At 70.6% G+C, this 26,557-nt stretch carries 25 protein-coding genes and 1 tRNA gene; 17 read left to right on the top strand and 9 right to left on the bottom strand.

Annotated features, from left to right (window positions below; genetic code table 11):
- Positions 1–9: 9 nt before the first annotated feature.
- Both B378_RS0105100 and B378_RS0105095 read right to left on the bottom strand, forming a co-directional pair.
- A complete protein-coding gene (locus tag B378_RS0105100) occupies positions 10–885 on the bottom strand; it encodes a metal-sulfur cluster assembly factor (RefSeq protein ID WP_017342739.1) in 876 nt (291 codons plus the stop codon).
- Positions 885–1,946, bottom strand: coding sequence for an amidohydrolase family protein (locus B378_RS0105095; protein ID WP_017342738.1), 1,062 nt, complete (start codon positions 1,944–1,946; stop codon positions 885–887). Before B378_RS0105095 ends, B378_RS0105100 begins: the two co-directional genes overlap by 1 nt.
- A 156-nt stretch (positions 1,947–2,102) precedes the next feature.
- On the opposite strand from B378_RS0105095, the gene B378_RS0105090 reads away from it, so the two are divergent.
- From B378_RS0105090 to B378_RS0105075, 4 genes are all read left to right on the top strand, one after another.
- The gene (locus B378_RS0105090) at positions 2,103–3,143 is read left to right on the top strand and encodes an NAD(P)-dependent alcohol dehydrogenase (RefSeq protein WP_017342737.1); all 1,041 of its coding nucleotides are present in this window, start codon (positions 2,103–2,105) and stop codon (positions 3,141–3,143) included.
- A 72-nt stretch (positions 3,144–3,215) separates the two neighbouring features.
- Positions 3,216–4,667: a hypothetical protein gene (locus B378_RS0105085; RefSeq protein ID WP_017342736.1), complete on the top strand. Its 1,452-nt coding sequence runs from the start codon at positions 3,216–3,218 to the stop codon at positions 4,665–4,667.
- Positions 4,664–5,146, top strand: a complete 483-nt coding sequence (locus tag B378_RS0105080) for a hypothetical protein (RefSeq protein ID WP_017342735.1) — start codon at positions 4,664–4,666, stop codon at positions 5,144–5,146. The genes B378_RS0105085 and B378_RS0105080 overlap by 4 nt, the downstream gene beginning before the upstream one ends.
- Before the next feature lie 22 nt (positions 5,147–5,168).
- A complete protein-coding gene (locus B378_RS0105075; protein ID WP_017342734.1) occupies positions 5,169–6,344 on the top strand; it encodes a thiamine pyrophosphate-dependent dehydrogenase E1 component subunit alpha in 1,176 nt (391 codons plus the stop codon).
- Between the two features lie 148 nt (positions 6,345–6,492).
- Here B378_RS0105075 and B378_RS0105065 read toward each other — a convergent pair whose 3' ends face one another.
- Positions 6,493–7,815, bottom strand: coding sequence for an NAD(P)/FAD-dependent oxidoreductase (locus B378_RS0105065; protein ID WP_017342732.1), 1,323 nt, complete (start codon positions 7,813–7,815; stop codon positions 6,493–6,495).
- A gap of 98 nt (positions 7,816–7,913) precedes the next feature.
- Between B378_RS0105065 and B378_RS0105060 the strand changes: the two genes are divergently transcribed.
- Positions 7,914–8,474, top strand: a complete 561-nt coding sequence (locus B378_RS0105060; RefSeq protein ID WP_017342731.1) for a hypothetical protein — start codon at positions 7,914–7,916, stop codon at positions 8,472–8,474.
- Between the two features lie 475 nt (positions 8,475–8,949).
- Positions 8,950–10,197 carry a pyridoxal-phosphate dependent enzyme gene (locus B378_RS0105055; protein WP_017342730.1) on the top strand — a complete coding sequence of 416 codons (1,248 nt, stop codon included), beginning with the start codon at positions 8,950–8,952 and terminating at the stop codon, positions 10,195–10,197.
- A 47-nt stretch (positions 10,198–10,244) separates the two neighbouring features.
- Here the strand turns inward: B378_RS0105055 and B378_RS0105050 are convergent, their stop codons facing one another.
- On the bottom strand, positions 10,245–11,513 hold the full coding sequence (locus B378_RS0105050) for a PGF-CTERM-anchored ABC transporter substrate-binding protein (protein WP_017342729.1): 1,269 nt from the start codon (positions 11,511–11,513) through the stop codon (positions 10,245–10,247).
- A gap of 62 nt (positions 11,514–11,575) precedes the next feature.
- Here B378_RS0105050 and btuC point away from each other — a divergent pair, with 62 nt between their 5' ends.
- The 8 genes from btuC to B378_RS17465 all read left to right on the top strand — a co-directional run bounded on the left by btuC (position 11,576) and on the right by B378_RS17465 (position 17,395).
- Positions 11,576–12,742 (top strand): vitamin B12 ABC transporter permease BtuC, encoded by a 1,167-nt coding sequence (btuC, locus tag B378_RS0105045; protein ID WP_017342728.1) that lies wholly within the window; start codon positions 11,576–11,578, stop codon positions 12,740–12,742.
- Between the two features lie 23 nt (positions 12,743–12,765).
- The gene (locus tag B378_RS0105040) at positions 12,766–14,046 is read left to right on the top strand and encodes an ATP-binding cassette domain-containing protein (RefSeq protein WP_044965590.1); all 1,281 of its coding nucleotides are present in this window, start codon (positions 12,766–12,768) and stop codon (positions 14,044–14,046) included.
- Between the two features lie 64 nt (positions 14,047–14,110).
- The gene (locus B378_RS0105035; RefSeq protein ID WP_017342726.1) at positions 14,111–15,106 is read left to right on the top strand and encodes a class I SAM-dependent methyltransferase family protein; all 996 of its coding nucleotides are present in this window, start codon (positions 14,111–14,113) and stop codon (positions 15,104–15,106) included.
- An 86-nt stretch (positions 15,107–15,192) separates the two neighbouring features.
- Positions 15,193–15,414 carry a hypothetical protein gene (locus B378_RS0105030; protein WP_007994137.1) on the top strand — a complete coding sequence of 74 codons (222 nt, stop codon included), beginning with the start codon at positions 15,193–15,195 and terminating at the stop codon, positions 15,412–15,414.
- On the top strand, positions 15,401–15,790 hold the full coding sequence (locus B378_RS0105025) for a hypothetical protein (RefSeq protein ID WP_017342725.1): 390 nt from the start codon (positions 15,401–15,403) through the stop codon (positions 15,788–15,790). Before B378_RS0105030 ends, B378_RS0105025 begins: the two co-directional genes overlap by 14 nt.
- A 584-nt stretch (positions 15,791–16,374) precedes the next feature.
- A tRNA-Thr gene (locus B378_RS0105020) sits at positions 16,375–16,447 on the top strand.
- A 267-nt stretch (positions 16,448–16,714) separates the two neighbouring features.
- Positions 16,715–17,122: a DUF4112 domain-containing protein gene (locus tag B378_RS0105015; RefSeq protein WP_017342724.1), complete on the top strand. Its 408-nt coding sequence runs from the start codon at positions 16,715–16,717 to the stop codon at positions 17,120–17,122.
- Between the two features lie 36 nt (positions 17,123–17,158).
- Positions 17,159–17,395 (top strand): rubrerythrin-like domain-containing protein, encoded by a 237-nt coding sequence (locus tag B378_RS17465; RefSeq protein ID WP_321162975.1) that lies wholly within the window; start codon positions 17,159–17,161, stop codon positions 17,393–17,395.
- A gap of 42 nt (positions 17,396–17,437) precedes the next feature.
- Here B378_RS17465 and B378_RS0105005 read toward each other — a convergent pair whose 3' ends face one another.
- The 3 genes from B378_RS0105005 to proS all read right to left on the bottom strand — a co-directional run bounded on the left by B378_RS0105005 (position 17,438) and on the right by proS (position 21,619).
- Positions 17,438–18,715: a hypothetical protein gene (locus B378_RS0105005; protein ID WP_017342723.1), complete on the bottom strand. Its 1,278-nt coding sequence runs from the start codon at positions 18,713–18,715 to the stop codon at positions 17,438–17,440.
- A 108-nt stretch (positions 18,716–18,823) separates the two neighbouring features.
- A complete protein-coding gene (locus B378_RS0105000; protein ID WP_017342722.1) occupies positions 18,824–19,993 on the bottom strand; it encodes a hypothetical protein in 1,170 nt (389 codons plus the stop codon).
- A 150-nt stretch (positions 19,994–20,143) separates the two neighbouring features.
- Positions 20,144–21,619, bottom strand: coding sequence for a proline--tRNA ligase (gene proS / locus B378_RS0104995; protein WP_017342721.1), 1,476 nt, complete (start codon positions 21,617–21,619; stop codon positions 20,144–20,146).
- A 144-nt stretch (positions 21,620–21,763) separates the two neighbouring features.
- On the opposite strand from proS, the gene B378_RS0104990 reads away from it, so the two are divergent.
- Positions 21,764–22,363 (top strand): CoA pyrophosphatase, encoded by a 600-nt coding sequence (locus B378_RS0104990; protein ID WP_017342720.1) that lies wholly within the window; start codon positions 21,764–21,766, stop codon positions 22,361–22,363.
- A 36-nt stretch (positions 22,364–22,399) separates the two neighbouring features.
- On the opposite strand, the gene B378_RS16325 is transcribed toward B378_RS0104990, so the two are convergent.
- Complete coding sequence (locus tag B378_RS16325) at positions 22,400–22,609, bottom strand: hypothetical protein (RefSeq protein ID WP_082224242.1); 210 nt, start codon at positions 22,607–22,609, stop codon at positions 22,400–22,402.
- Between the two features lie 443 nt (positions 22,610–23,052).
- On the opposite strand from B378_RS16325, the gene B378_RS0104985 reads away from it, so the two are divergent.
- Complete coding sequence (locus B378_RS0104985; RefSeq protein WP_017342719.1) at positions 23,053–24,111, top strand: M42 family metallopeptidase; 1,059 nt, start codon at positions 23,053–23,055, stop codon at positions 24,109–24,111.
- A gap of 33 nt (positions 24,112–24,144) precedes the next feature.
- Here the strand turns inward: B378_RS0104985 and B378_RS0104980 are convergent, their stop codons facing one another.
- On the bottom strand, positions 24,145–25,446 hold the full coding sequence (locus B378_RS0104980) for an MFS transporter (protein ID WP_017342718.1): 1,302 nt from the start codon (positions 25,444–25,446) through the stop codon (positions 24,145–24,147).
- A gap of 193 nt (positions 25,447–25,639) precedes the next feature.
- On the opposite strand from B378_RS0104980, the gene B378_RS0104975 reads away from it, so the two are divergent.
- Positions 25,640–26,524: a substrate-binding domain-containing protein gene (locus tag B378_RS0104975; RefSeq protein ID WP_017342717.1), complete on the top strand. Its 885-nt coding sequence runs from the start codon at positions 25,640–25,642 to the stop codon at positions 26,522–26,524.
- Positions 26,525–26,557 lie beyond the last annotated feature (33 nt).

Raw genomic sequence — 26,557 nt, 5'->3', positions numbered from 1 at the left:
GACCGTGAGTCAGTCGTCGCTGCTCAGCGTCCACGTCGAGGTGAACTCGTCGACGTCGCCGTCGTACGCGGACAGCTCGCCGCCCGACTGATCGACGTACGACGCGCCGGACCCGTCCGGGCCGTCGGGGCCGTGGCGCGCGCGGTGAAGCGCGTCGCAGACGGCGCCCTGTCCGCCCATGTTCACGCTCGCGAGCCGGGAGCGCTTCTGGACCACGTCGAGTCGCTCGGCCGGGATCGGGTCGCCCTCCGGCGTCAGGAACAGCGTGTCGTCGGGGCCCGTCACGTGGCCGCTCGTCTCGACGCGGTCGAGGTAGTCGGCGATCGGGTCGGCGTCGACGACGACCGAGAGCCCGCCGAGGTCGACGTGCGCCTCGTCGCCGGCGACGTCGACGTCCGAACGGTCGAGCGCGACGACCTGTTCCGGGTCGACGGCGGCGTCGAGCAGCGCGTCGACCGCTGCGCGCTGCGTCGAGACGCGGGCCTTGTCGGCGATGGCCGCGCGCACCTCAGCCACTCCGCCGTCCGCGTCCGGGAAGGTCTCGCCGAAGGTGTCGCGAGCGTTGACGCCGGTCGTGATCTCCGCGCCGTGCATGTGGTCGCACAGCTCGATTCGCGCCTCGTCGGCCCAGTCGAGCCCCTCGACTTCGTCGCGGGCGTCGGTCGCCATCATCCACGCGAAGGCGGGCGAACACCACGCGGTCGGGAGCGTGAACCGGACCTCGACGCGGCCGCCGTCGATCTCGATCGCGTCGATGTAGTCGAGTTCGACGATGGAGCGGGCGAGCTCCGGATCCTCGACGCGGTCGAGCCGCTCGATGACCGCCTGTCGCTTCGCGGGATCGTCGCCCGCGCCGCTCGTCGGGTCCGCGCTGCTCCCCGACATCAGTCCGCGGCGGCCCCCGCGTCCCCGCCGTAGTGGGCGCCGAGGTCGAACCGCTCGGTGATGTCGTCGTCGCGGAACTGGCGCTTCTTCTCCTCGATGTCGATGTCGTACAGCTCCGCGACGTTCTCGCCCATGACCTTCTTCATCGTCTCGACGTCGAGCTCGACGCCGTACTCGTCTCGCTGCTCGTCGGTGAGCTCCGCGTTCATCACCTGGTCGACGAGCCAGTCGGGGTTCCACAGTGCGTAGTCGGAGCCGAACAGGACCCGGTCCTCGCCGAGCCAGTAGAGCAGCTCGCCCATGATCTCGCCGAACTTGCGCGGGCGGTTCGTCGTCATCGCGGAGGCGACCGCGAGCCCGCCGTACACGTTCGGCTCCTGGGCGGCGATCCAGCAGAAGTCGTCGAGCCGTGGGAGCCCGACGTGGTTGACGATGAAGTTGAGCTCCGGGAACGACGAGGCGGCGTCGTCGATATCCTTCACGTCGAACGCGTCGCGGTTCAGCGGGCGGATCGTCGGCCCCTTGTGGGCGTTGATGTTCTCGATGCCGAGGTCGGCGCACTTCTCTAAGAACTCGAAGGCCTCGTCGCTGTCGAGCCGCCACCCCTTCGACTCGCCGCGCCACTCGGCGGTGTACAGCTTCACGCCGGGTATGTCGTACTCCTCCTTGAGATGTTCGAGGTAGCGTAACCCCTCCTCACCGTCGCGCGGGTCGAAGCTCCCGTTCAACACGAACCGCTCGGGGTACTCCTCGGCGAGTTCGGCGTTCTGCTCGGTCGTGTTGAACCCCTCGTCGTAGAAGTCGTCGAGGTACGTCGGCTGGAAGATCGCCATGTCGGCGGCCGCGTTGCCGAACAGGTCCTCGGTCATCTTGTCGGCGCCGTAGTGGCGATACTCGTCGATGTCCCACTGCTTCTCCTCCGGGGTGAATCCCGTGTGGTAGTCGTAGAAACACTGAATGAACTGCTCGCCCCCCTCGTGGATGATGTTCTCCTGTCGGGCGTCCCACAGGTGAACGTGGCCGTCGATGACGAAGATCTCCTCGCCGTCCATCTCGTACATACGAGTTGGTGTGAGTGTTGGTCTCATATAACTATAAGGATCGTTCAGTATTGTTACCAATGGTAAGCTGAGCGATCTTGGGACGTACGCTGGTTACCCGAGCGGGATAGATCCGTAACGAATGTTTATGTGGGTGTGTACGAGAGTGTGAGACACATGCAAGCTGCCAGACTCCACGAGTACACCGACGACATGAGCGAGGGGCTCACCATCGACGAGGTAGACCGGCCGGCCGCGACGGGCCCGGACGACGTGATAGTCGAGGTCGAGGGCGCGGGGTGGTGCCAGACGGATAACCACATCATCGAGGGGATGTGGGCCGAGTACGTCCCGCAGGAGCTCCCCTTGACCCTCGGCCACGAGAACGCCGGCACCGTCGTCGAGACGGGCGACAACGTCGACCTGGTCTCGCCGGGCGACCCGGTGATCTGTCACCCGGTCCAGACCTGCGGCACGTGTCGCCCCTGTCGGCTCGGCGAGACGATGTACTGCGAGAACGACGCCTTCAACGGGCTCACCACCGACGGCGGCTTCGCCGAGTACCTCCACACCAGCGAGCGCTCGGTGATCCCGCTGCCGTCGGGCGTCGAGCCGATAGACATCGCGCCCCACGCGGACGCCGGGATCACCGCCTACCACGCCGCGAAGAAGGCGGTCGCCGACCTGAACCCCGGCGACCACGCGGTCGTCATCGGCGTCGGCGGCCTCGGGCACATCGGCCTCCAGTGTCTCGACGCGATGAGCGCGGCCCGGGTCACCGCGGTCGACCTGAAGGAGTCGGCGCTGAATCTGGCCGACGGCTACGGCGCCGACCACCTGATCAACCCGGGCGAGGACGACGTCGCGGAAGAGATCGAGGCGATCACGGACGGCACCGGCGCGGCGCAGGTGCTCGACTTCGTCGGCGAGGACGTGACGACCTCGTACGCCCCCGATATCACCGCCGCCGGCGGCGACCACCACATCATCGGCTACGGCGGCCACGTCCACGAGCCGTCGCAGGCGCTGGTGAACGGGGAGTTCTCCTTCGTCGGCAACATCGTCGGGCGGTACGCCGAGCTGCAGGAGCTCGTCGCGCTCGTCGAGCAGGGCGACGTCGACCTCCACACCAGCCGGTACGACCTCGGCGAGATCAACACGGTCGCCGAGAAGCTCGAACACCGGGAGATCGACGGGCGCGCCGTCATCACGCCCTGAGTCGGGTCCGGGCGGCGAGCCGCGCCGTAGCCCACAGAAGATTTTTATCGTTCGTTCCGAACACCCCAGATTATGGAGCGCAGAGCCCTCCTCACGGCGATAGGCGGATCCGCCGTCGCGCTCTCCGGCTGCGCCGGCGAGGCCGGACCGGATCCGGGAACGAACGGGACCGACGGCGGCGCGAACGGGACCGACGACCGATCGGACGACGGCGACGGAACGACCGGTTCGCTCGTCCTCGAACTCCGGCCGGTACCGCACGTCGTCACCGCCTACGAGCCGTCGCCGAGCCGCGGGATCGACCCGGAGTACGTCGTCCCCGAGTCGGAGGTCCCGGACGCGCTGCGCGAACCGCTCGCCGCCGCCCTCGACGGCGGCTTCGAGACCGACGACCCGAGCGACGCGCTGCTGGCCGCCGTCGACGCGTTCCGCGTCTACGACCGCGGCGAGCTGAAGCCGTACGTCGAGATCGACGGGACGCGCTACGCGTTCGACCCGATGCTCCCGACGTTCACCGCGGAGCTCGCCGACGAGCCGGCCGAGGAGTACGACGAGGAGCGCGTGCTCCGCGAGGCGGGCCAGCGCGATCTCGACGACGCGGCGGTCGAGACGTTCGTGAACGCCTTGACCGCGTACGGCCCGAACGTGGCCCGCGGCGAGTACCGCCGGTGCGTCCGCCCAGAGTCGGTCGCCGTCTTCCTCGAGGAGTACGACTACCTGGAGGACGGCCGCGGCGTCTCCCGGATCGAGACGGCCGTCGAGAACGAGGAGCCGCCGTACGCGATCACGATCCGAGAACTGACCGACGGCGATCTGTGGGACCGCCCGGTGGTCGACGAGGCGGCGATCGACGACGAGGTGGTCGCGTTCTTCGAGCGCGCGCTGGCGTCGGACCACCGCGCGCCCGCGCTGCCCACGCCGGACCGGAGCCAGCTCTTCGCCGACGACGTGCCGGACGCCTACGAGGCGTTCGCCGCGGGCCGCGACGAGCCGGTCTACTACCGTATCGACGGCACGGTGTACAGCGTCATCGTCGGCGAGTCACGGTACGACCGCCTTCCGGTGTCGGTCTCGGTCGCCCCGAGCGAGGACGCGGCTCGCCAGTTCTCCCTCACGGTCGCTCCGGCCCCGGAGAACGCCGACGGCGACGCCGAGGGGCCGTACACGTTCACCAGCCGGGGCGCGCTGCCGAGCGCCCTCTGGACCTTCCACGAGGGCGAGCGGCGCTCGCTGGAGATCGTCGAAGCCGAGGGGGTCGGGGGGTCGCAGCCGCGGCGCAGCGACGGCGAGGCGCTGGCGTCGATCGAGGCGGGCGGCGAGATGACGGCGACCTACGCGGTCCCGTCGGACCTCCCCGCGGGCACGTACCTGAGCCGCGGGCTGTTCCGGCTCTCGTGGAACGTTCCGGGCCAGACTCCGAGCGAACACGGCGCGTACCCGTTCGAGCTCGCGATCGAGGTCGGTCGAACCGCCACCACACCGACGGAAAACATATATTCCGACGCGTTCGGCGTTCGATCGTGACTTCCGCCCTCCACACCGACTCCCGCGCCGTCGACCCCCGCCGGTGGTCGCTGTACGCCGGCGTCTACGCGTTCGGCTGCGGCGCGGCCACGGCACTCCTGCTCTCCGGCGCGTTGCGCGTCTTCACTGAGGTGATCGGCCTCCCCGCGTCGTTCCCCGTCCCCCTGCTCGCGGCGCCGGCGCTCCTCGTCGGCGGCGGCGTCTGGTGGCTGCTCGTCGAGCGTCCCGAGCGGTACACGTATCCCGCGGGAGTCGCGTACGGGGCGCTCACGGCGCTCGGGACTGGACTCTGCTGGACCGCGTGGTTCCTCGTCGTCTGGAGCGTCGACCTGCTCGCCGCCGGGCCGACCCCGCTCCTCGTCGCCCTCGTGATCGGGCTGACGACGGCCGCCGGGGCGCTGATCGGTCCGCCGATACTCTTCGTCCGCCGGCGGAGCCGAGCGGGGTCGGCCGCCGACGCGACCGCTAATTCCTTGTGACCGCGGACCACACCGATCGCACATGGACGAGAACGGCGCCGACGCAGGCGCGTCCGGCCGCGACGACGCGACTGACCCCCTCGCCGACGAGGACCTCTACCGCGTGCTCGGCCCGGACGGCAGTCCCCTGCCGGACGCGACGGTTCCGGACCTGTCTGACGAGCAGTTCCGCGCGATCTACCGGGACATAGTGGTCACCCGCCGGTTCGACGAGCGGGCGGTGAGTCTCCAGCGGCAGGGCCGGATCGGCACGTACGCGCCCTGCGCGGGCCAGGAGGGGTCGGCGGTCGGCTCGACGCACGCGCTCGCTGACGACGACCTGATCAGCTACCAGTACCGCGAGCACGGCGCGGTCGTCGTCCGCGACCTCCTCGGCGAGTACCTCCCCTACTGGATGGGTCACGAGTCCGGGACGGAAGCGATCGCCGACGGCAACGTCTTCCCGCTCAACATCGGCATCGCGGCACACCTCCCGCACGCGGTCGGCGCCGCGTGGGCGTTCGACTATCAGGGGGAAGACCGCGTCGTCGCCTGTCACTTCGGGGACGGCGCGACCAGCGAGGGCGACTTCCACGAGGCGATGAACTTCGCCGGCGTCTTCGACACGCCGACGCTGTTCTGCTGTCACAACAACGGCTGGGCCATCTCGATCCCCGAGTCGCGACAGACCGCGAGCGACACGTTCGCGCAGAAGGCGGCCGCCTACGGCTTCGAGGGGGTCCGCGTCGACGGGATGGACCCCCTCGCGAGCTACGCGGTCACCCGGGAGGCCGCCGAGCGGGCGCGGGGCGACGGGGGCGAGTCGGACGGCGACGGAGGCGACGAAGAGGAGCCGCGCCCCGTCCTCATTGAGTTCGTCGAGTACCGCTTCGGTGCGCACACGACCGCAGACGACCCGACCGCCTACCGCGACCCGGACGACGTGGACCCGTGGCGCGCGCTCGACCCGCTCGATCGGATGGAGGCGTTCCTCCGCGAGACCGGCCGGATCGACGACGAGGGGGTCACGGCGATTCACGACGAGGCGGACGACGTCGTCGCCGACGCGATCGACTTCGCGGAGTCGGTCGAGCCCGATCCGAGCGACATGTTCGACCACGCGTACGCCGAGCTCCCTCCCGAGGTCCGCCGCCAGCGCGACGAACTGCTCGCGGCCGTCGAGGAGCACGGCGGGGAGGCGTTTGTGCGAGAAGACTAATTATCTGGAAACGAGTAGACGCACTTAGACGATGGATCCGATGGACCGCCTCCGTGCGATCAAGCGAGTTCTTCGCGACCGAGACATCGACCTCGATCGCATGCGACGCGAGTCGAAGTCGGACTGGGAGTCCGGGCGCGACGATCGGTTATAAATACTCGCCCGCCGCCGCGGCTGCCTTCCGCCCGCTCTCCAAGGCGCCCTGAATCGACGACCACTCGGTGTAGTCGCCCGCGAGCGTCACCGGTCCCTCCGGATCGTCGGGGTCGGGGAGGTCGGCGTGGACGCCCGGCGGCTGCGCGAACTGCGCGAACCGGATCCGGTGGACGTCGAGGGTCTCCAGCCCCCCGAAGTCGCGCTCGGGGAACCACGCGTCGAGGGCGTCGTGAACGTCGTCGCGGAGGTCCTCGTCGGACCGATCGAGCGCCTCCTCGCCGAGGAACGTCGCCGCGAGCAGCGCGCGGTCGTCCGGGGCGTACTCGGGCGCGACCTCGGACATCGGGACCACGGCGTTGGGTGATTTCTCGGCCGCGTTGAGCAGGATGCGCTCGCCCGTCTCGAACGACTCGCCCGCGGGGAGCGCGTACCAGCCGGTGACGTTCGGGACGCCCTCCGTGGGCACCGACTCGACGCCGGTGAGCCGCCGGGCCTCGGGCGGCGAGGTCGCGACGACGACCGCGTCCGTCTCGCGGGTCGCGCCGTCCGCGAGTTCGACGGTCGCGCCGTCGGCGTCGGCGGAGCCGGTCCGGAAGGGGATCCGGCCCTGTCCCGCGACGCGGACCGACTCGACGTCCTCGCCGGTCCGTATCTCGACACCCGCCTCGCGCGCGCGGTCGGCGAGCGCGGCGGGGAGCGCGGCCATCCCCTCGGCGGGGACGCCGATGGAGCCGCGACCCATCGCGCGGAACGTGTACTCGAAGACGTGCTTGGAGGTCGAGAGGGTGCGATCGAGGGTGATCCCGCCGTAGAATGACTCCACGAAGTTCTCGACGTAGTCGTCGGCGAACCCCCAGTCCCGCAGGTACTCGCGGATCGAGGCGTCCGGGCCGGCGAAGAACTTCTCTTCGTCGCGGTTCGCGAGGTCGTACCGGAGCGCGAGCGTCCGGAGCTTGTCAGAGAAAGAGACCTCGTCGTTTAGGAGGGAGGGGAACGCGGACAGCGGATCGCGGAGCGGGTCGCCGAGCGTCGAGCGCGAGCCGGGGCGGCAGATCGTCGCGCCGGGGGCGAACGTCCGGAGGTTGAGGTCGTCGAGCCCGTCGGCGCCCAGTTCGCGTTTGACCGCGGGATAGCTGGAGAAGAGGACTTGGAAGCCGCGGTCGAGGGTGAACCCGTCGACCGTCTCCGTCCGCACGCGCCCGCCGACCGCGGGCCGTCGCTCGTACAGCGTCACGTCCGCGCCCGCCTCGGCGAGCCTCGCCGCGGCGACCAGCCCCGCCAGCCCGCCGCCGACGACCGTGGCGTCTCCGTTCATACGTTGAGTATCGGGTCGCGGGTTTATAAGCGGCCGCGGGATCGGCTCGCGGAGGTCGCGGTGACCACTCTTTTGTCGGGACCGGGCGCATTCCACGCGTGGATCGAGTCGCACTCGCCCGGTGGCTGTCCCTCGCCCTCGTCCCGCTCGGCGTCTGGCTGTCCGTCGACGGGTCGAACGCGGGAGCCCCGCTCGGCGTGCCGGTCGTCCTGTTCGGACTGGCCGGATTCGGGCTGTCGGACCGGCTGTTCGACCCGGACGCCGCCTCGCCGAGGAGTCTCGTCGACGCGCGAGCCGCAGACCTCTTCCAGCTCGGCGCGGCGCTCCTGGTGTTTGCGTTTCTCGCCGTCGTCTCGGGACGATTCGAATCTACCTCGGCCGTCATCGCTTCCCTCCGGTCTCCGGGGGCGTCCGCCCTCGTCGCCGTCGTCGCCGGGGCGCTGCTCGGCGGCGGGGTGGCGGTCCTCACGTTTCGGTGGGACCGGCTTCGAGCCGTGAGTCAGACGGTCCGGTTCCGAGCAATCGGTGGGACCGCCACGTTCGGGACGTACCTCGCGCTCCTCGTCGCGGCGCCCTCGTCTGCGTTCCTGTACGCCGCGGTGTACGCGCTCAGTCGGCTGATCGCGCTCTTCCGACTGCCACCCCCCTCGCAGTGGTGATGTATCGGAACCGGTGAGCGGTCCAGACTCGGTTCCGTCGTGCGAGCGGATTCCCCTCTTTATAAACTGACGCCGACGCGAACGCCACCGAAGCCCCAGCCGCGAGGCGGGCGCACGCTCGCTGCGCGCTTCAGTCGCTCACTTCGTTCGCTCCTTCCAGTGCTTGTGTCGCCTGCGCCCGCCTCGCGGCTGCCCCTTCGAGTCCCGCCCCTCCGGAAGACGTTCCTGCTCGCTTCGCTGCGCGGGCTGCGACTTCCGTGCTCCCACTCGCTTCGCTCGCGGGAACGCACAGCACCGCGGCCTCACGCCTCCCCAGCCTCGTCGGCCTCCCTCCGGTCGGCCGACTCCCTCGCGCGTGCGACTCGCGCCCTGCGGGCGCTCGTCGGCACGCGCCACCGCGTTGTCGTGGTGTCAGTCCGCCGGCAGCCCGTCCCGGAGTGCGAAGCGATTAGTCGCCGCCGCCGCAACGTTCGGTATGGCTGATTTCGAGACCACGCCGGCGTTTCGGGGTTTAAAAAGTCGGGCGTCGGGACGCATCCACGAGACCGCCGACGCGGCGTCGATCGACGATGACGAGGGGGCGCGCGGCCTCGACCCCGTCTACGACTACGACGCGGTCGATCCGGACGACCTGTTCGACCCGGCGGCCCGCGGCGGGAGCGGCGACGCTCGGGCTGCGCCCGCGACGGCGCGGGGACACTGGCGGTTCGACGCGCTGCTCCCCTTCCCGGCGGAGGACGCGCTCACCGCGGGTGAGGGCGCCACGCCGCTCGTGGCCACCGACCGACTCGCCGACGAGCTGGACGTGGAATCGGTGTACGTCAAAGACGAGGGGCGGAACCCCACGGGGACCGTCCTCGACCGCGGGCTCTCGCTCGCCGTGACCGCAGTTGCGAAGCGTGCGGCCGACGGCGCGGACGTCGAGCCGCTCGTCTGCGCGAGCCCGGGCAACGCCGGGCAGTCGATGGCGGCGTACGCGGGCCGGGCGGACCTACGCTCGTACGCGTTCGTCCCCTCCCGATGCGCGTTCTCGAACAAGTCGATGACGAACGTCCACGGCGGCGAGATGCGCGTGGTCGGCGGGCGCTTCCCCGACGCGGCCGCCGCGGTCGACGAGCAGTTAGAGACCGACTACACCGACCTCGGCGAGTTCGCGACGCCGTACCGCCACGAGGGGGCGAAGACGGTCGCGTTCGAGCTCGTCGCCGACCTCGGCGACGCCCCCGACGTCGTCGTCGTCCCGACCGGCTCCGGCGAGGTCGTCGCCGGCGTTTATAAGGGATTCTCGGAGCTGGAGCGGGTCGGCGCGATCGACGGCACCCCGAAGGTGGTCGCGTCGCAGGCATCGGGTTGCGCGCCGATCGCGGCCGCGGTCGAGCGCGGCCTCGACGAGCCGGAGCCGTGGGGGACGCCCGACACCATCTGCGGCGAACTGGAGATCCCGGACCCCGCGGGCGGCGCCGCGGCCGTCGAGGCGGTCACCGAGAGCGGCGGGACCGCGGTCGGCGTCGACGACGACGACATCTTGGCGAGCGCGGTCGCCGTGGCGCAAAACGAGGTCGTCGAGACCGGCGCGGCGGGCGGCGCGGCCCCCGCCGGCGCGTGGGCGCTCGCCGAGGAGGGCTTCTTCGACGGCGACGAGACCGTCGTCCTGCTCAACAGCGACGCCGGCCTGAAGACGCCGGACATCCTGCGCAGCCACCTGATGGGCCAAGGTATTTAAAAGAGAGAACGTCGGTCAGCGTCCGTGCGACTCGCACTCCTCGCCCTTCAGTCTCGCCGCGCGAGCAGCCCGGTCGCGAGCAGCGCGAGCGCGGCCGCGACGACGCCGAACCCGGGCGCCGAGTCGCCCGTGTTCTCGGCGCTTCCGTCGCCGTCGCTCTCGTTCCCGTCCGCGGTTGTCAGCTCCGTCTCGTTCCCGTCCTCGCCGTCGGTCGACGAACCGTCGGACGTGTCACCGTCGCCCGACGAGTCGCCGTCCGCCGAGGAGCCGTCAGTCGAGCCGTCGTCCGCGCCGTCGGTCGACTCGCCGCCCTCGCCGCGGAGCTCGACCACCGCGTTCGAGAGCGTTGTCGTGGACTCGATCACGCTGCGCGGCGCCGGCTGGTTGAGGTAGTTCACGTTCATCACCACGTAGCTGTCCTCGACGCCCGCGGTCGTGCTGGCGTACGGCTCCTGCTCGAGGATGGCGGCCTCGGAGTCAGTGACTAAGATTAGCTCGGGGTCCGTCTCCAAGATCACCTCGTCGGAGAGCTGCGGGTACCCCGAGCCGACGTCGGCGGCGACGTTCTCGGTCCCGCCGACGTTCATGATCGCGTCGATGAAGGTGTCGTTCGCCGCGACGTAGCCGCCGCCGAGCGGGTACAGCGCGGCCGGGCGGTCGACGTCGGCCGTCCGCTCTTCGGCGGCGTCGACCGCGTCGTACATCTCCTCGTTGGTCTCCGCGGCGGCGTCGCACGCGCCGACGAGCCGGCCGATCGTCTCCGTCTTCTCGGCGATGTCCTCGACGGAGGTCGCCGCGGGGAAGTGGTACACGGTCAGCCCCTGCTCGCGGAGCGGCTCGACGTCCGCCGCCGAGGCGTTCGGCGCCAGCACGAGGTCGGGCTCGGTGGCCACGACGCGCTCGACGCTCGCGCCGAACTCGGCGGAGACGTTCGCGCGCTCCTCGGCGCCGTCGAGGTAGAAGGCGAACTGGCTCACGCCGACGACGCGGTCCTGCTCGCCGAGCTCCCACAGCGTCTGCGCGGCCGACGGATTGATCGTCGTGATCCGCTCGGGGCGCTCCTCCAGCGTCACCGTCTCGCCGGTCGCGTCGGTCGCGTTGAACGGGAACCCGCAGGCGCCGTCCGTCTGTGCGGGGCCGGTCCCCGTCGCGCCCGCGGCGCCGACCGCCGGCTGCGCGCCCGCCGTCGGCTGCGCGCCCGCAGTCGGTCCGTTGGTCGATATCGTCGGCTGTGCGCCCGCGACCGTCCCGGCGACGCCGCCGATCAGGGCGGTCGTCACCAGCACGGCCATCGCGATCGCGAAGCTGTTTCGCATCGGATCGAGGGGCGGGCTCGTCCAATAAGTATTTACCTACTACAAGTTGTGTTGGAGTACGTATGCGACCCTGGGCCCGCTCGGCGGCGTGGTCGGCGGCGGGAGCCGCGCTGCTCGCTGTCGTCGTCGTCGGCAGCGCCGGGATCGGGCCGGTTCGAATCCCGCCGGAGACCGTGATGAAGTCGGTGTTGAACGCGGTCGCGGTGCCGGCGGGGATCGAGACGAGCGCGGGCGGCGTCGGCCCGCTGCCGATACCCGGCGTCGGCCTCCTCACGATCCCGGGCGTCGACCTCGCGTTCGCGTCGCCGTTCGCGTTCCCCGTCGACTCCGTCCACCAGCAGATCGTGGTGGGCGTGCGGCTCCCGCGGATCCTGCTGGCCGCGCTCGTCGGGTTCGCGCTCGCGGCCGCCGGCACAGTGATGCAGGGCTTCTTCCGCAACCCGATGGCGGACCCGTCGATCATCGGCGTCTCCTCGGGCGCGGCGGTCGGCGCGGTCGCGTTCATCGTCTTCCCCGCCGCGCTCTCGACGACGGTCGCCCTCCCGCTCGTCGGCCCCGTCGAGGTCGCGCTCTCGCGCGGCGCGGGGACCAGCCTCTTCGCGTTCGTCGGCGCGCTCGTCGCCGCCTTCGGCGTGTACGCCATCGCGACGCGGAACGGGCGGACCCCGGTCGCGACCCTCCTCCTCGCCGGCGTCGCGGTTCAGACGTTCCTCGGCGCGGTCGTCTCGTACCTCCAGCTCCAGGCGGGCGAGTCGCTCCGGCAGATCGTCGCGTGGCTGATGGGCCACCTCTCGGGAGCCGCGTGGAGCGAGGTCGCCGTCACCGCCGTCGTCGTGCCGCCGCTTTTCGCCGTGCTGCTCGCGTACGCCCGCGACCTCAACGTCCTCCTGCTCGGCGAGGAGGAGGCGCGCGGGCTGGGCATCGCCGTGGAGCGCACCAAGCGGGTGCTGCTCGCGGCCTCGGCGCTCGTCACGGCCGCCGGCGTCGCGTTCGCCGGCGTGATCGGGTTCGTTGGCCTCATCGTCCCGCACATGCTCCGGCTCGTCGTCGGCCCGGACCACCGGGTGTTACTCCCGTCCGCGGCGCTCGCCGGCGGCACGTTCCTCGTCGCGGCCGACACAGTCGCGCGCTCGGCGCCCGCGGAGTACCCGGTCGGGATCATCACCGCCGCGGTCGGCGCGCCGTTCTTTATATACCTGCTCGTGACCCGGGAGGTGACGGAGCTGTGAGCGCCGACCACCCCGAGGACGACCTGGCGTCCCCCGACGGCGACGCTCGGTCGGCCGCGAACGGCCCGGCGTCGCTGCCCGACACGGCGCTCTCGTTCGGGGACGCGCCGCTCCTGTCGGCCTCGGACGTGGCCGTCTCGTTCGGCGACCTCGACGTCGTCTCCGGGGTCGACCTCCGCGTCGAGCCCGGCTCGCTCGTCGGCCTCGTCGGCCCGAACGGCGCCGGCAAGACCACCGTGTTGCGCGCGGTGACCGGCGCGGTCGAACCGGACGCGGGGACCGTCGAGATCGGCGGCGACCCGGCCGCGTCGCTGTCGGCCAAACAGGTGGGGCGGCGCGTCGCGAGCGTCCCGCAGGCGACGAACCTCGCGTTCGACTTCCGCGTGCGCCACGTCGTCGAGATGGGCCGGACCCCCCACCTCGGTCGGTTCGACGCGCACGGCGTCGAGGACGACGCCGCGGTCGACGCCGCGATGGCCGCGGCCGACGTCGAGCGCTTCGCGGACCGGTCGATCACCGCGGTCTCGGGCGGCGAGCGCCAGCGCGTGCTGCTCGCGCGGGCCTTGGCGCAGGCGGCCCCGCTCCTCCTCCTCGACGAGCCGACCGCCAGCCTCGACGTGAACCACGCGGTCGAGACGCTCGAACTGGTCCGCGCGTTCGTCGACGACGGCGACCGCGGCGCGATCGCCGCGATCCACGACCTCGACGCCGCAGCCCGCTACTGCGACGAGGTCGTCGTCCTCGCGAACGGCGGTGTCCGGGCCGCCGGCCCGCCGGAGTCAGTGCTGTCCGCGTCGACCGTCGGCGCCGCCTTCGACGCGGAGGCGTTCGTCGGCCGCGACCCGGCGACGGGGACGCCCGCGGTGACCGCATTCCCGCACAGCGACGTCGAGAGTCGGCGCGTCCACGTGATCGGGACGGGGCGGCCGACCGCGCGCGTCGTCGCCCGGCTGGCCGCCGCGGGCCACGAGCCCTCGGTCGGCGTGGTCCCCGAGGGCGACGCGGTCGCCGGCGCCGCCGCGGACGCGGGCGCGACCGCCGTGACGGCCCCGCCGTTCGAGGCGCCCTCCGAGGCGACGCTCGCGGCGGCCCGCGAGCTCGCGGCCGACGCGGACGCGACGCTCGCGGTCGGCGCCGAGCGCTCGGGCGACGGGGCAGATGGGCCGACCGCGGACGGGCCGACCGCGGACGGGCCGAACGCCGAGGTGGCGGCGGCCGCGGACCGGGTCGTTCCGGTCTCGTACGACATCGGCGGTCGGGAACTGCTCGACGCGGTCGCGGCCGCGACCGCGGACGGGGAGTGAGCCCTCGCCGTTCCGCCGCCCGCGAAGCGTCACCGTTTATTCGCTCGCCCGCGTCTCCCCGACGATGAGCGTCCCCTGCGTCGCCGTCGACCGCGAGCGCGGCGAGACCGTCCGGAGCCGGCTCGCCGACGCCGACGCCCTCGACGGCGACCATCAGATCGCGGTCGAGGACGAGACGATCTACATCCCCGTCTCCGGCCGCGACCGAGTGCCCGCCGACCTCGCGGACCGGATCGTCGAGCGCGACGCGGAAGCGAGGGACCGCCCGACGACGCCCGCGGCGATCCTCGGCTACGAGCCTTCCCTGGAGCGGCTGGGCGACATCGTCATTATCGATGAGGACGACGACGAGCGCGCCCGCGAGATAGCCGACGCCGTGATGGCCTCCGACGTTCCCTGCGACACCGTCCTCAACCGCGCGTCGCCGATCGAGGGCGAACTCCGGGTCCGGCGGTGGGACGTGCTGGCCGGGAACGGCACCGAGACGGTCCACCGCGAGTACGGCCACGAGTTCGCGCTCGACGTCGCCGAGGTGTACTTCTCGCCGCGGCTCGCGACCGAGCGCCACCGCGTCGTCGAGCAGGCGGCGGCCGGCGAGTCGGCGATCGACATGTTCGCCGGCGTGGGGCCGTACGCGGTCCCATTGGCGTCCCGCGGCGCCGACGTGGTCGCGTGCGACCTCAACGAGCGCGCGGTCGAGTACCTCCGCGAGAACGCCGAGCGCAACGGGGTCGCGGATCGGGTGACCGCGATCGCTGGCGACGTGCGCGAGATCGCCGACGAGTACGCCGACACGGCCGACCGGCTCGTGATGAACCTCCCGCACTCCGCGAACGAGTTTCTCGACACCGCGGTCGCACTCGCGGGCGACGACTGCGTGATTCACTACTACGACATCCAACACGAGGACGACCCGTTCGGCCCCGGCCGCCGCGCGATCGAGGCCGCCGCGGGCGACGCCTACGCCGTCGACGTCGAGACCGAGCGCGTCGTCCGGTCGTACGCCCCCCACGAGTACAACGTGTGTCTCGACGTGCGCCTGACGCGCGTCGAGGGCTGAGCCGGTTCGGATCGTCTCGCCCGGTATAATCGCACAGACACGTCAGGGCGTTCACTTATGTGTGACAATTACTATCATGAGAACGCATGAGCGACGCCGAAGACCCCGAGGAGCGCATCGACGAGACGACAACCTGGCCGGACTTAGCGATCGGACTGTACGACCGACTGACCGGCCGGAACGCGGAGATTCACTACCAGTTCGACGATCTGACCGTCGAGGTGCCGAGCGGGACGGGCGACGACGCCGAGCACGCCGAGTGGCGCGTCGACGGCGGGGTTCGGGTCACGACGAGTGAGTCCGAGTGAGTCGAGTCCGCGGCTCTCGGTCGAGACGGAGGACCTGACCCTCTCGGTGGACGGCGTCGACGCAGCGGTCCATGCGACCGACCGCCGGCTGTTCGTCGAGGTCGAGAGCCTCCGCGACGCCCTCCGTATCGCCCGGCGGCTTCCGGACGAGTCCGTCTCGAACCGCGCCCTCGCCGAGCTGGTGCGAGGCGGCCTCACCGCCGAGGTCAGGGTCCGCAGTCGCACGGTCGCGGTCGCCGGCGCCGACGCACGGCCAGGGCCGCTCTCGCACCGGCTCGGCCTCGCGCCCGCGGAACTGCGGCTCGCGGGCGTCGTCGGCGCCGGCTACGGGGGTCTCTCCGCGGCGGTGCGCCGAGCGCAGCGGCTGTTCTCGTAGCGCCGATCGTTCGACACCGCACTCGGCTGGCCGATCGGTCCGGTCGCTCGCGAAGGCGGTCGAGACAGCGAGAACGCCGCGCCGCCCCGAGGGGGGTCGGGGGCGGCGCGGCCGGGGCCCGTCACATGACAAGCGGTCGCGGCGGCGGTCTCGGACCAGAGGCGATTCTGCGCTTGGCGCGTCGGAGACGCGTTTCACACGGTAGCCGCGACGGAACGCTGATGGGGATGACGGCCGCGCCGGGTCGCCGTGGGGGTGACGACCGGCGAGGCTATCGCCGCCCGGTACGGGCTTCGACCGGGCACGCACCGCCGGGGGATTCGATCCCCGCCGTCTCGGCGCGCGGGCGGTGTCATCACACTCAGATTGAAGCCCGAACACGTATTTAGTCTTTTTCCTTATATTCCTGTATTGTATCCGAATTCTCCTTGCGTGTTGATGTCGAATGCTCACGTAATAGTGACGAACGTGAGTTTACTTCAAGAGAAATTCACCGCTTTCACCGCTCGGCTCGGCGCGACGGATCGCCGCTCCGTCCCCGTTTCGGAACCCTTATTTTTCCGTCCGGGAATTGAAGCATGCGTGCCGGAGTAGCTCAGCTGGCAGAGCGATTCCTTCGTAAGGAATAGGTCGGGGGTTCAAATCCCCCCTCCGGCTTCCTGCTGTGAACAACGTGAGCAGCGGAAGCCAAGGCGGGATTTAAACGAGGCCGGACGAGCGCGAGCGAGTCCGGCCGTTGTTCACAATCCCCCTCCGGCTCTTCTGACGGAACAACGCGGAGTCGAAGGGTTGTAGCCATGCGCTGCCGGGTCCGTTTTCGATCGCTCAGTGAACCCCCTGATAAGCGGCATACGATCACTTGCTGTGGCTCGTAGGGTGAATTACCGACAGCAGCGTTATTCAGCGGGAAACTGTACGTGGTGTATGCCGAGCGCACAGGAGAGCGAGTTTCTGACCGAGGCCAACGAGCGGATAGCGCGCCTCCCGGAACCGATTGACCGAGCGGCGGTCAAGCGCGTACTGATCGTCGCGTACGTCCTCGACGAAGGTGTCCGCGTTCCGGTCGTCGGGTATCGCATCGGCATCGATCCGCTGCTCGGCATCCTCCCGGGGGCGGGAGACGTACTCACCGGCGGGATTTCGCTGTATATCGTGGTCGAGGCGGCCCGTCTCGGCGTCTCCTACACCACGCTGCTCAGAATGATCGCGAACATCTCTTTGGACGTGCTCGTGGGGGCGGTCCCGATCGTCGGCGACCTCTTCGACGTCGTCTGGAAGGCCAACACGCGCAATTTCGAGCTGGTGTTGGAAGAGCTCACGGCAGAGGCATAGGAGTTCACCGGAACTCGCCCGATCCGAGGCCCGCCGATGTCGGGATTCCGATCGTTCGGTCACCGCCTCGCGCCAAGCGGTTTATATTATCCAAACAATATTAGGCGTGTGATTATCTATCACGGGTGCGTATCGATGTATATGCGACCAGAATACGAGTGTGACAGCGAAGAAGTGTACGAGTGTTTCGAATGCGGCCGGCGAACGGACTCGGCCGGCGAGTGTGAGTGTGGGGGTGAACTGCTACACATCGGTCGCTCGCGGGACCTGTGACCCGGGTCAAAGCGAACTCGGCGCAACGCGTCGTCGGTCCGGTCAGGCCCCGTCGGTAGCGTCGCGCTCGTCGCTCCCGTCTCCGTCCTCGCCGGCACCGCTCCCGCCGCGCTCCTCGTCCCCGTCGTTCTCGTCTCCGTCGCTTCCGTCGCCACCGTCGTCTCCGCTCGAATCCGAATCCGCCTCGGGGTCGTAGTCGGGGAGCGAGAGGACGTTCTCGCGGCCCAGTCGGAAGCCGTCGAGGTCGCCCTCGTCGCGCAGTCCGGTCACCACCTGGCTCGTCTTCGCGGCGGTCCAGTCTAACTCCTCGGCCACCTGCTTCTGTTTCATCCGCCCGCCCTCCGACTCGATCAGCCGAATCACCTGCTCCTCGTTGCTCAACAGGTCGCTGTCGACGGGCGCCGCCTCGTCCGACCCGCGCTCCGACTCGCCGGCGGCGTCCGCGTCGTCGCCGTCAGACGCCGACGCGTCGCTCGCGGCCGCGCCGGCGGTCGCCGAGCTCGCCGAGTCCGCCGCGGATGCGTTGCTCTCGGTCGCGGTGTCTCCGCCACCGCTCGCGGCGACTCCCGCGTCCTCGCCGTCTCCGTCGTCCCGCCGACGGTAGGCGACGGCGCCGCCGGCGACGACGAGGACGGCGAGGAGCGCGACGATGCCCGCCGTCGGGAGCCCGGAGAGCGGGCCCGCGGGCGCGACCGAGATCCGCGGCTGACCGGCCGAGAAGTCGACCGGCCCGTTCCAGACGACGGATCGCTCGCGCATCTCGCTCGGATCCGGCGTCGTCTCCGCGAGGCGGTACTCCTCCGGCCACGAGACGATGAGCGACGAGGAGTCGTCTAAGAACAGCCCGTCGACCGCGTCGCCGACGCGCAGTCGGTCCCCGTCGACGGCGGCGAAGTTCGTCCACTCGAACCGGTAGGTCAACACGCCGTACGCCTGCGGGAGCTCGCGCCGCTCGGCGGTGACGGTCGCGTTCGCCACCGTCATGTTGCGTCCCGTCGCCGACTCGGCGGTCTCGGCGGTCGAGGCCATCCGATCGCGGAACCGGGTCGTGTACGCCTCCGTGTCGTTCTCCACGTCCGCGCGGAGCTGTTCGAACGCCTGCTCTTCCTCGTCGGTCCCCAGCCGGATCCGGTACTCGACGGTCCACTGCGCGTCGCCGTCCGGCTGAACGGCGACCTCCATCGACACGTCGTCCGGTTCGACGTCCATCTGGGCGAAGCCGCCCTCGAACGGGACCGCACCCGCGCCGCCGGCGCCGAGCGCGAGACCGACGGCTCCGAGGAGGGCGAGGACCGCGAGGAGGATCGGCGCTCGCTGCACGGACGATGTCACACGGACTGCCGGTAAATTCCTTCCCATCCGGGACGGGATCGAATCGCCGCCACGGGTCGGGACGGTCCGAGGTCCGGGTTCACGGCGCGACGTCGATCACACATCGAGGCGTGACGGACTACCGACGACCGTCCGCGGAGTGTCCGCCGCGTCGTCGATCGTCGGGGCGCCCGCGCCGCCGTTCGATCCGTTCCCATCGGGGCCGCCGTCGCTCGGACCGGCTCCGCTCGGACCGGCTTCGCCCGGACCGCCGCCGCTGCCGGACCCGTTTCCGGAGCCGGCAGGCGGGCCGGTCGACGCGTTGCCGGGTCCGCCGTCGGTCGCGTTCCCGGACCCCGGCGGACCGACCTGGGTCGACCCGTTCGCGGCGCCGGTCTCGGACCCGTTCGCGCCTCCCGCCTCCGGCGGGCCGGCGGACCCGTTACCGGAGGCATCGACCGAGCCGTTCCCCGGACCCGCTCCGGGGGCTCCCATCGAGCCGTTCCCCGGACCCGCTCCCGGCGAGCCGACCGAGCCGTTTTCCGGACCCGCTCCCGGCTGGCCGGCCGAGCCGTTTCCCGGGCCGCCGCCGAGCGGTCCCTCTCCCGGCGGACCGGCGTCGCTCGGCGGCCCGCGTTCGGTCCCGTTCCCGGGTGGGCCGCGCCGTCCGGGCGCGACCGGCCCGCCGACGCCCCCGCCGGCCACGCCGCGGGCGATGGCGGCGACCTCGGGGCCGCTGAGCTCGTTCGCGCGCTCGCGCAGCGTCGCCAGTCGCTCGCCGTGGACGCCCGTCTCGTTGCGGACGGCGGGCGGGAGCTCGGCGGCCGCGCTCGCGCTTCGGTTCAGCCCCCGGGAGAGCGTCTCGATCCGCGCGGTGGTCGTCGCCATCCGCGCGGCGTATGCGCCCTGACTCAACTCGCCGGCCTCGCGGCGCTCACGGAGCTCCCGCTGTTGCTGTTCCAGCTCCGCGAGCCGCTCCTCGGTCCGGTTCAGCCGCTCCGCGACGACGGCGGCGCGGCTCTCGTTCGTCTCGGCCTCCCGGAGCCCGACTTCGAAGGCGCGCGACTCGACCTCGCCTTCGATCTCGGCGCCCTGAACGCCGACGACTCCCGCGAGCCGCTCACCGGGACTGAGGTCGGTCGACGCGTTCGCGGTGCTTCCGTTCTCGCCGTCGCTCGGCGAATCGGTCTGTGCGGTCGTCACGCCCGCCGGCGCGGCCGCGGCGGCCCCGGCGATCACCGCCGCAGTGACGGCCACGACGACGAGGCTCGCAATCCATCGGTTCATTACCTGCGTGTACACGCTCCCTCCCTATATACCCGAAACTCCGTTAAGCCGGATCAACGCGGATTAATCGTAGGACGTGGCGGGGACGGTTGGATATCGGAGGAGTCGCGTGTCCGCGGGATCGCCGCCGCGGCGTCGGGCCGTCGCGGTTCAGTACGTCTTCGCGAAGTAGGCGGTCCGCTCGGCGTCGTCGTCGCACATCGCGCAGGTCTCGCCGTGGTCCCCGTCGGCGAGGGGGTCCTCGTCCTCGAACGGGACCATCACGATCTCGGCGGCCAGCGGCTCCTTGATCGGCTCCTCGCAGGCCTCGTCGCCGCACCACGGCGCCTTCACGTAGCCGCCGTGCTGCCCGAGCGTGCCGAGGATCTCGGCGCGGTCGTCCGCCTCGCGCACGCCGTCGTCGAGCGTCTCCTCGGCGGTCGCGTACAGCTTGGCGTATATCTCGTCGAACTCCTCGCGGACGGTCTCCGCGACGCCCTCGCGGTCGACCTCGACGCTCTCGCCGTCGGGCCGGTGGACGAGGGTGAGCTCCTCGTCGTCGACCTCGTGGGGACCGATCTCGATCCGGAGCGGGATCCCGTTGAGCTCGTGTTCGTTGAACTTGAACCCGGGGTTGCGCTCGTCGCGGTCGTCGAGCTCGACGCGGATCCCGGCGTCGTCGAGCTCGTCGGCCACGCCCTCGGCGTACTCCAGCACGTCGTCTTTCGTGTCCTCCTGCCAGATCGGGACGACGACGACCTGCGTGGGCGCGACCGTGTGCGGGAGGACGAGCCCCTGCTCGTCGGAGTGGGTCATGATCAGCGCGCCCAGCGCGCGCCACGAGAGCCCCCACGAGGTGGTGTGGGCGGTGCGCTCCTCCTCGTCCTCGTCCGAGTAGGTGATGTCGAACGCCTCCGCGAACGACTGGCCGAGGTGGTGGGAGGTGCCCGCCTGAACCGACTTCCCGTCGGGCATCAGCGCCTCGACCGTCGTCGTCGTGTCCGCGCCGGGGAACTTGTCGTGGTCGGGTTTCTGTCCCTTCAGGACCGGCAGCGCCAGCAGGTCCTCGTAGACGGACTCGTACTGGTCGAGCCGCGTCATCGTCTCCGCCCACGCGTCCTCGTGCGTCGCGTGCGCGGTGTGACCCTCCTGCCAGAGGAACTCCTTCGTGCGGAAGAACGGCTTCGTCTCGGTCGCCTCCCACCGGACGACGGAGCACCACTGGTTCACGCGCAGCGGGAGGTCGCGGTGGCTCCGCACCCACTGGCTGATGTACGGCGTGATGATCGACTCGGAGGTCGGGCGGACCGCGAGCCGCTCTTCGAGCTCCTTGTTCCCCGCCTCGTCGACCCACGCGACCTCGGGGTCGAACCCCTCGACGATGTCCTTCTCTCGTTCGAGGTACGACTCGGGGATGAACAGCGGGAAGTAGGCGTTCTGGACGCCGGTGTCCTTGAACTTCGCGTCGAGGAACCCCTGGAGCCGCTCCCAGACCGCGTACGCCCGCGGGCGGGTGACGATGAAGCCGCTCATTCCCTCCGGCCCGTAGTCGGCCAGCCCGGCCTTCCGTACGACCTCGGCGTACCACTCGCCGGTGTTGTGCGTCTTGGACTCGGTGATCCCGAGTTCCTGGTCGTCGTCGCTCATTACTCTCGAAAGCGGGTGTCGCGGGCTTAAAAGGTCCGAACCCGACCGCCGCGGCGCGGTCCGCCCCAGGCTTGCGGACAGATCACGTCCCGCGCGGACGGAATCCGGGGAAACGTTAACCGCCTCGCGTCGCCTAACCCGCCCATGGACCTGTCGGGGCTGCGTCGACACGCGCCGCAGTCGCTCGCCGGGCGGCGGCAGGCCGCGGTGCTGGCGCCGGTGATCGCGCGCGACGGCGAGGCTCACCTCCTCTTCACCAAGCGCGCCGCGCACCTCGGTGAACACCCCGGACAGATGAGCTTCCCCGGCGGCGGCCGCGAGCCGATCGACCGGACGCTGACCGACACCGCGCTGCGCGAGGCCGACGAGGAGGTCGGGATGCGGCCGACGGAGGTCGACGTCCTCGGTCGGATCGACGACACGCGCACCTCGTCGCAGTACGCGGTCCGCCCGTTCGTCGGCGTCGCGCCCGACCGCGAGTACGTCCCCGACGAGTCGGAGGTCGCGGAGGTGGCGATCCTCTCCGTCGACGCGCTCACCGACCCCGCGAACTACGAGTCGGAGCGCCGCGTCGGCCACCCGGAGTACGGCGACCACCGCGTCCACTACTTCCACGTCGGCGGCTACACGGTCTGGGGCGTGACCGGCCGGATGGTCGTCCAGCTGTTGGAGCGGACTACCGACTGGCGCGCGCCCGCCGAACCGGACCGCGTGGTCGGCGCGGATGCCGAGCTACCGATTTGAATTGTATACCGCGGAGATCGGTCTTGAGGCGCCCGTTCAGTTGGGAGTTGACTGCGGATCGACCGCGACAGCCGCCAAAGCCCCAGCCGCTCGCTTATAAATCGTTGACTGCGAATCGACTGCGACAGCCGCCAAAGCCCCAGCCGCTCGCTTATAAATCGTTGACTGCGAATCGACCGCGACCGCCACCAAAGCCCCAGCCGCTCGCTTATAAATCGTTGACTGCGAATCGACCGCGACCGCCACCAAAGCCCCAGCCGCGAGGACGGCGCACGCTCGCTGTCGCCCGAAAATCGGAGATTTTCGGGATGACGAGACGCCTCCGGCGTCTCGAACCACGCGCTTCGGTCGTTCGCTTCGCTCACTCCCTCCAGTGCTTGCGTCGCCTGCGCCGTCCTCGCGGCTGCCCCTTTGAGTCCCGCCCCGGCACCGCACAGCCCCGCACCTCACACCTCCCCAGCCTCGTCGGCCGGCCTCCGCTGCGCTCCGGCCGGCCGACTCCCTCGCGCGTGCTCCTCGCGGCCGCCTTTGGCGGCCGCTCGCAGGCACGCGCCACCGCGGATTCATTTATAAACAACTCTCGTCGCCGTTCACGGTTATTTAAATATCGGATCACTCGCGGTTCGGCGAAGGCCGACGGTCGTGCCGGATCCTGCGGACCTTTGTCGCTGGCGCGGACAGGTGAAGACATGCCACGCGAGTTCGACTTCGACTTCGACCTGCTCCGAGAGTTAACCGAGGCGCGCGGCGTCCCCGGCTACGAGGACGACGTCCGCGAGATCGTCCGCCGCGAGTTCGCGGACAGCGTCGACCGCGTCCGGACGGACGCAATGGGCAACGTCGTCGGCACGATCGAGGGCGACTCGGACTACTCCGTCGCCGTCGCGGCCCACATGGACGAGATCGGGTTCATGGTCCGCCACGTCACCGACGAGGGGTTCGTCCAGGTCGACCCGCTCGGCGGGTTCGACGCCCGGGTGCTGCGCGCGCAGCGCGTCACCGTCCACGGCGACGAGGACCTGACGGGCGTCATCGGCTCTGTCCCGCCGCACACGCTCACGGAGGAGCAGCAGGAGAAGGACGACGAGGTGAAGGACGTCTTCATCGACCTCGGCCGCGACGCCGAGGCGGTCGAGGAGGCGGTGAGCGTCGGCGACCTCGTCACCCTCGACCAGACCACGACGCGGATGGGCGACCGCGTCACGGGGAAGGCGCTCGACGACCGGATCTGCCTGTTCGCGATGCTGGAGGCGGCCCGGCGGATCGACGACCCCGACGTGACGATCCACTTCGCGGCGACGGTCCAAGAGGAAGTCGGGCTCCGGGGCGCGCGGGCGCTCGGCGTGGACATCGATCCCGACCTCGCCGTCGCACTGGACGTCACCGTCGCCAACGACGTGCCGCAGGTCGGCGACCCGGCCGACGCCGTCACCGAACTCGGCGAGGGGACCGCCGTGAAGCTGAAGGACTCCTCGGTGATCACCAGCCCGAAGGTCCACGGGCGGCTCACCGAGGTCGCGGAGGACGAGGGGATCGACCACCAGCACGAGGTGCTGCCCGCGGGGGGTACCGACACCGCCGGATTCCAGAACACGGCGGGCGCGAAGCCCGTCGGCGCGATCTCTATCCCGACGCGGTACCTCCACACCGTCACCGAGACCGCGGACGGCGGCGACGTCGAGGCGACGATCGACCTGCTGACGGCCTTTTTAGAGTCCGAGACGGGCGAGCACGACTACACGCTGTAAGCGGTCGCTCGCGGGCGACGACCGGGGCCGGCCTCAGTCGTCGCTCGGGACCGCCGGTCCCGGGTCCCGGTCCGCGCGGTGGGCCGCCCGCGCCTGCCACGCGAAGCCCGTGGTTGCGAACGCGATGAACGCGGCCGCGAGCAGGAACCCCGTCTCGGTCGTCGTCGCGTCCATCGTGGTGCCGACGAGCACGGGCCCGACGACCTGCCCGACCTTCCACGAGACGGAGCGCAGGCTCATCGCGCTGGCGACGGAGTCGTACTGCTCCCCTTCGCTGACGAACAGCGACATGCTCGCCGGCAGCCGGATCGAGTCGGCGATTCCGAGCAGCGAGTAGGCGGTGAACAGCGCGAAGAAGGCCCCGCCGAGGGTCTGGGAGTCGCCGAGATAGGAGACGGTGACCGGCGCGAGCGTCCCGTCGAAGTACGCCGCGAGCGGGATGATCGCGGTGCCGACGCCGTACAGCAGCGCCCCGACCGCGACGAACAGGTAGGTGCGCTCGTAGCGGTCGGTGAGGTCGCCGACGAACCCCTGCGTGAGCGCCTTCGTCGCCTTCCCGCCCGCCATGATCCAGCCGATGGCGAACGCCGAGATGCCGAACGTCGTCCGGGCGTAGATGGGGAGGAAGATGATCACCGCCATCTTGCCGACGCTGAAGGTGAACCGGAAGAAGACGAGCGCGCGCAACATCGGGAGCTCCAGCAGCGACCGGAACGTCTCTATCCCGCCCGCGTCCTCGGGGTCCTTCCGGCCGCCGGGGTTGTCGCGGAGGAACGCGAAGACGAGCGCGAACGCGGCGAGCGTGACGAGGGTCAAGACGAGGTACGTCTCCGTGAACCCGTACGCGTACAGCAGGTAGCCGCCGACGAGGTCGCCCGCGAGCGACGAGAAGGAGGCGAACTGGTTGTACGAGCCGAGCCAGCGCCCCTGCTCGTCGTCCGGGCTGATCTCGCCGATCACCGTCGCGCCCGTGATCCAGAGAACGCTCGCGCCGAGCCCCTGGACCATCCGCACGAGGATGATGTGAACCGAGCTGTCGACCAAGGCGAAGCCGACGAAGACGGCGACGTTGATCAGGAAGCCGCCGAGCAGCCACCGCTTCGCGTTGCCGGTGTCCACCTTCCGGCCCAGCGGGAGGACGATGACCAACTGGACGATCGCGAACGCGGTGCCGAACAGCCCTTCGATGAACCCGGTGGTGCCGAACAGGTCCGCGTACAGCGCGAGGGCGATGAGGATCGTCGAGTACGCCTGGCTACGGGCGAACGCGGTCCCGGCGAGCGCCGCGAACTCCCGGTCCCCGAGCAGCCGTACCGAGTTGCCGAACTGGGCCACGGTCGTCTCCGATCCGAGACGAGGGGAGCCCGAGAAAAAAGCGCCGTCGATCCGGCGGTCCGCGTGGGGTTATCGTTTCAGGCGGGCGAGACGCGAGTCGGGCGCGGCGCCGACCCGTGACGTGCGGCGTTCCCGCGTCGAAATAATGTCCGGTTAATTCATAGGAAAGTGTGTTCGATTTCGACTACATCGCATGCGCCGTCGACAGTACGTGCGGGCGCTCGGCCTCGGCGGTGCCGCCTCGCTGGCCGGCTGTACGAATCGGACCGAGGAGCGCCCGTCCGACCTCGGCTCGCTGACGCTCGCCACTGCCACGACGGCGTACGACAGCGGGCTGCTCCCCGTCCTGAACCGAGGATACGCCGACCGGTTCGGCGCGGCCGTGGAGTCGGTCGTGCGCGGGACGGGCGCCTCGCTCCGCACCGCCCGGGACGGCGACTGCGACGTCGTGCTCGTCCACGCTCGCCCGCTGGAGGACGAGTTCCTCAGGGAGGGGCACGGGATCAATCGACGGCGGGTGATGGTCAACGATTTCCTGGTCGTCGGGCCGCCCGACGACCCCGCGGGCGTCGCCGGAAAGGACCCGCTGTCGGCGTTCGAATCGATCGCCGACGCGGAGGCGACGTTCCTGTCGCGGGGTGATCGGTCGGGAACCCACATCCGCGAGCGCCGGATCTGGGACGAGGCTGGCGTCGATCCCGGCGGCGAGTGGTACCTCGAAACCGGTCAGGGAATGGGCGACACGCTGACGACCGCGCAGCAGTCGGGCGCCTACACCCTCGTCGACCGCGGTACCTTCCTCGCCGTGGGCGGCGACGGCGCCCTAACGCGCCACGTCGACGCCGGCATCGACGACCCGCCGCCGCTCCTCCGGAACGAGTACGCCGTCATCCCCGTCAACCCCGCGCGACACGACGCGGCGTACCCGCTCGCGATGTCCTACGTCGGCTACCTCACCGGTCCCGGGCAGTCGCGGATCGAGGAGTTCCGGGTCGACGGGGAGCGGGCGTTCCGACCGCTCGCCCGCTCGACCGACCCCGAGTTCGACCAGTACGTCCCGAGTGACTGGCCGGAGTAGGGGTGCGGCACGAGGGCGGACCCGGCCGGCGGC

The organism is Halorubrum sp. T3, from assembly GCF_000296615.1.
Lineage (GTDB): Archaea > Halobacteriota > Halobacteria > Halobacteriales > Haloferacaceae > Halorubrum > Halorubrum ruber.
This window is presented reverse-complemented; position numbering and strand designations above follow the sequence as displayed.

Excerpts from the sequence above, each read along its gene's own strand:
- B378_RS0105015 (WP_017342724.1), top strand. The coding sequence starts at position 16,715 with ATGCCGAGCGCACAGGAGAGCGAGTTTCTGACCGAGGCCAACGAGCGG.
- B378_RS0105065 (WP_017342732.1), bottom strand. The coding sequence starts at position 7,815 with ATGAACGGAGACGCCACGGTCGTCGGCGGCGGGCTGGCGGGGCTGGTC.
- B378_RS17465 (WP_321162975.1), top strand. The coding sequence starts at position 17,159 with ATGTCGGGATTCCGATCGTTCGGTCACCGCCTCGCGCCAAGCGGTTTA.
- B378_RS0105030 (WP_007994137.1), top strand. The coding sequence starts at position 15,193 with ATGAGCGACGCCGAAGACCCCGAGGAGCGCATCGACGAGACGACAACC.
- B378_RS0105095 (WP_017342738.1), bottom strand. The coding sequence starts at position 1,946 with ATGTACGAGATGGACGGCGAGGAGATCTTCGTCATCGACGGCCACGTT.
- B378_RS0104985 (WP_017342719.1), top strand. The coding sequence starts at position 23,053 with ATGCCACGCGAGTTCGACTTCGACTTCGACCTGCTCCGAGAGTTAACC.
- btuC (WP_017342728.1), top strand. The coding sequence starts at position 11,576 with ATGCGACCCTGGGCCCGCTCGGCGGCGTGGTCGGCGGCGGGAGCCGCG.
- B378_RS0105000 (WP_017342722.1), bottom strand. The coding sequence starts at position 19,993 with ATGAACCGATGGATTGCGAGCCTCGTCGTCGTGGCCGTCACTGCGGCG.
- B378_RS0105035 (WP_017342726.1), top strand. The coding sequence starts at position 14,111 with ATGAGCGTCCCCTGCGTCGCCGTCGACCGCGAGCGCGGCGAGACCGTC.
- B378_RS0105055 (WP_017342730.1), top strand. The coding sequence starts at position 8,950 with ATGGCTGATTTCGAGACCACGCCGGCGTTTCGGGGTTTAAAAAGTCGG.
- B378_RS0105085 (WP_017342736.1), top strand. The coding sequence starts at position 3,216 with ATGGAGCGCAGAGCCCTCCTCACGGCGATAGGCGGATCCGCCGTCGCG.
- B378_RS0104990 (WP_017342720.1), top strand. The coding sequence starts at position 21,764 with ATGGACCTGTCGGGGCTGCGTCGACACGCGCCGCAGTCGCTCGCCGGG.
- B378_RS0104975 (WP_017342717.1), top strand. The coding sequence starts at position 25,640 with ATGCGCCGTCGACAGTACGTGCGGGCGCTCGGCCTCGGCGGTGCCGCC.
- B378_RS0105050 (WP_017342729.1), bottom strand. The coding sequence starts at position 11,513 with ATGCGAAACAGCTTCGCGATCGCGATGGCCGTGCTGGTGACGACCGCC.
- B378_RS0105100 (WP_017342739.1), bottom strand. The coding sequence starts at position 885 with ATGTCGGGGAGCAGCGCGGACCCGACGAGCGGCGCGGGCGACGATCCC.
- proS (WP_017342721.1), bottom strand. The coding sequence starts at position 21,619 with ATGAGCGACGACGACCAGGAACTCGGGATCACCGAGTCCAAGACGCAC.
- B378_RS0105075 (WP_017342734.1), top strand. The coding sequence starts at position 5,169 with ATGGACGAGAACGGCGCCGACGCAGGCGCGTCCGGCCGCGACGACGCG.
- B378_RS0105090 (WP_017342737.1), top strand. The coding sequence starts at position 2,103 with ATGCAAGCTGCCAGACTCCACGAGTACACCGACGACATGAGCGAGGGG.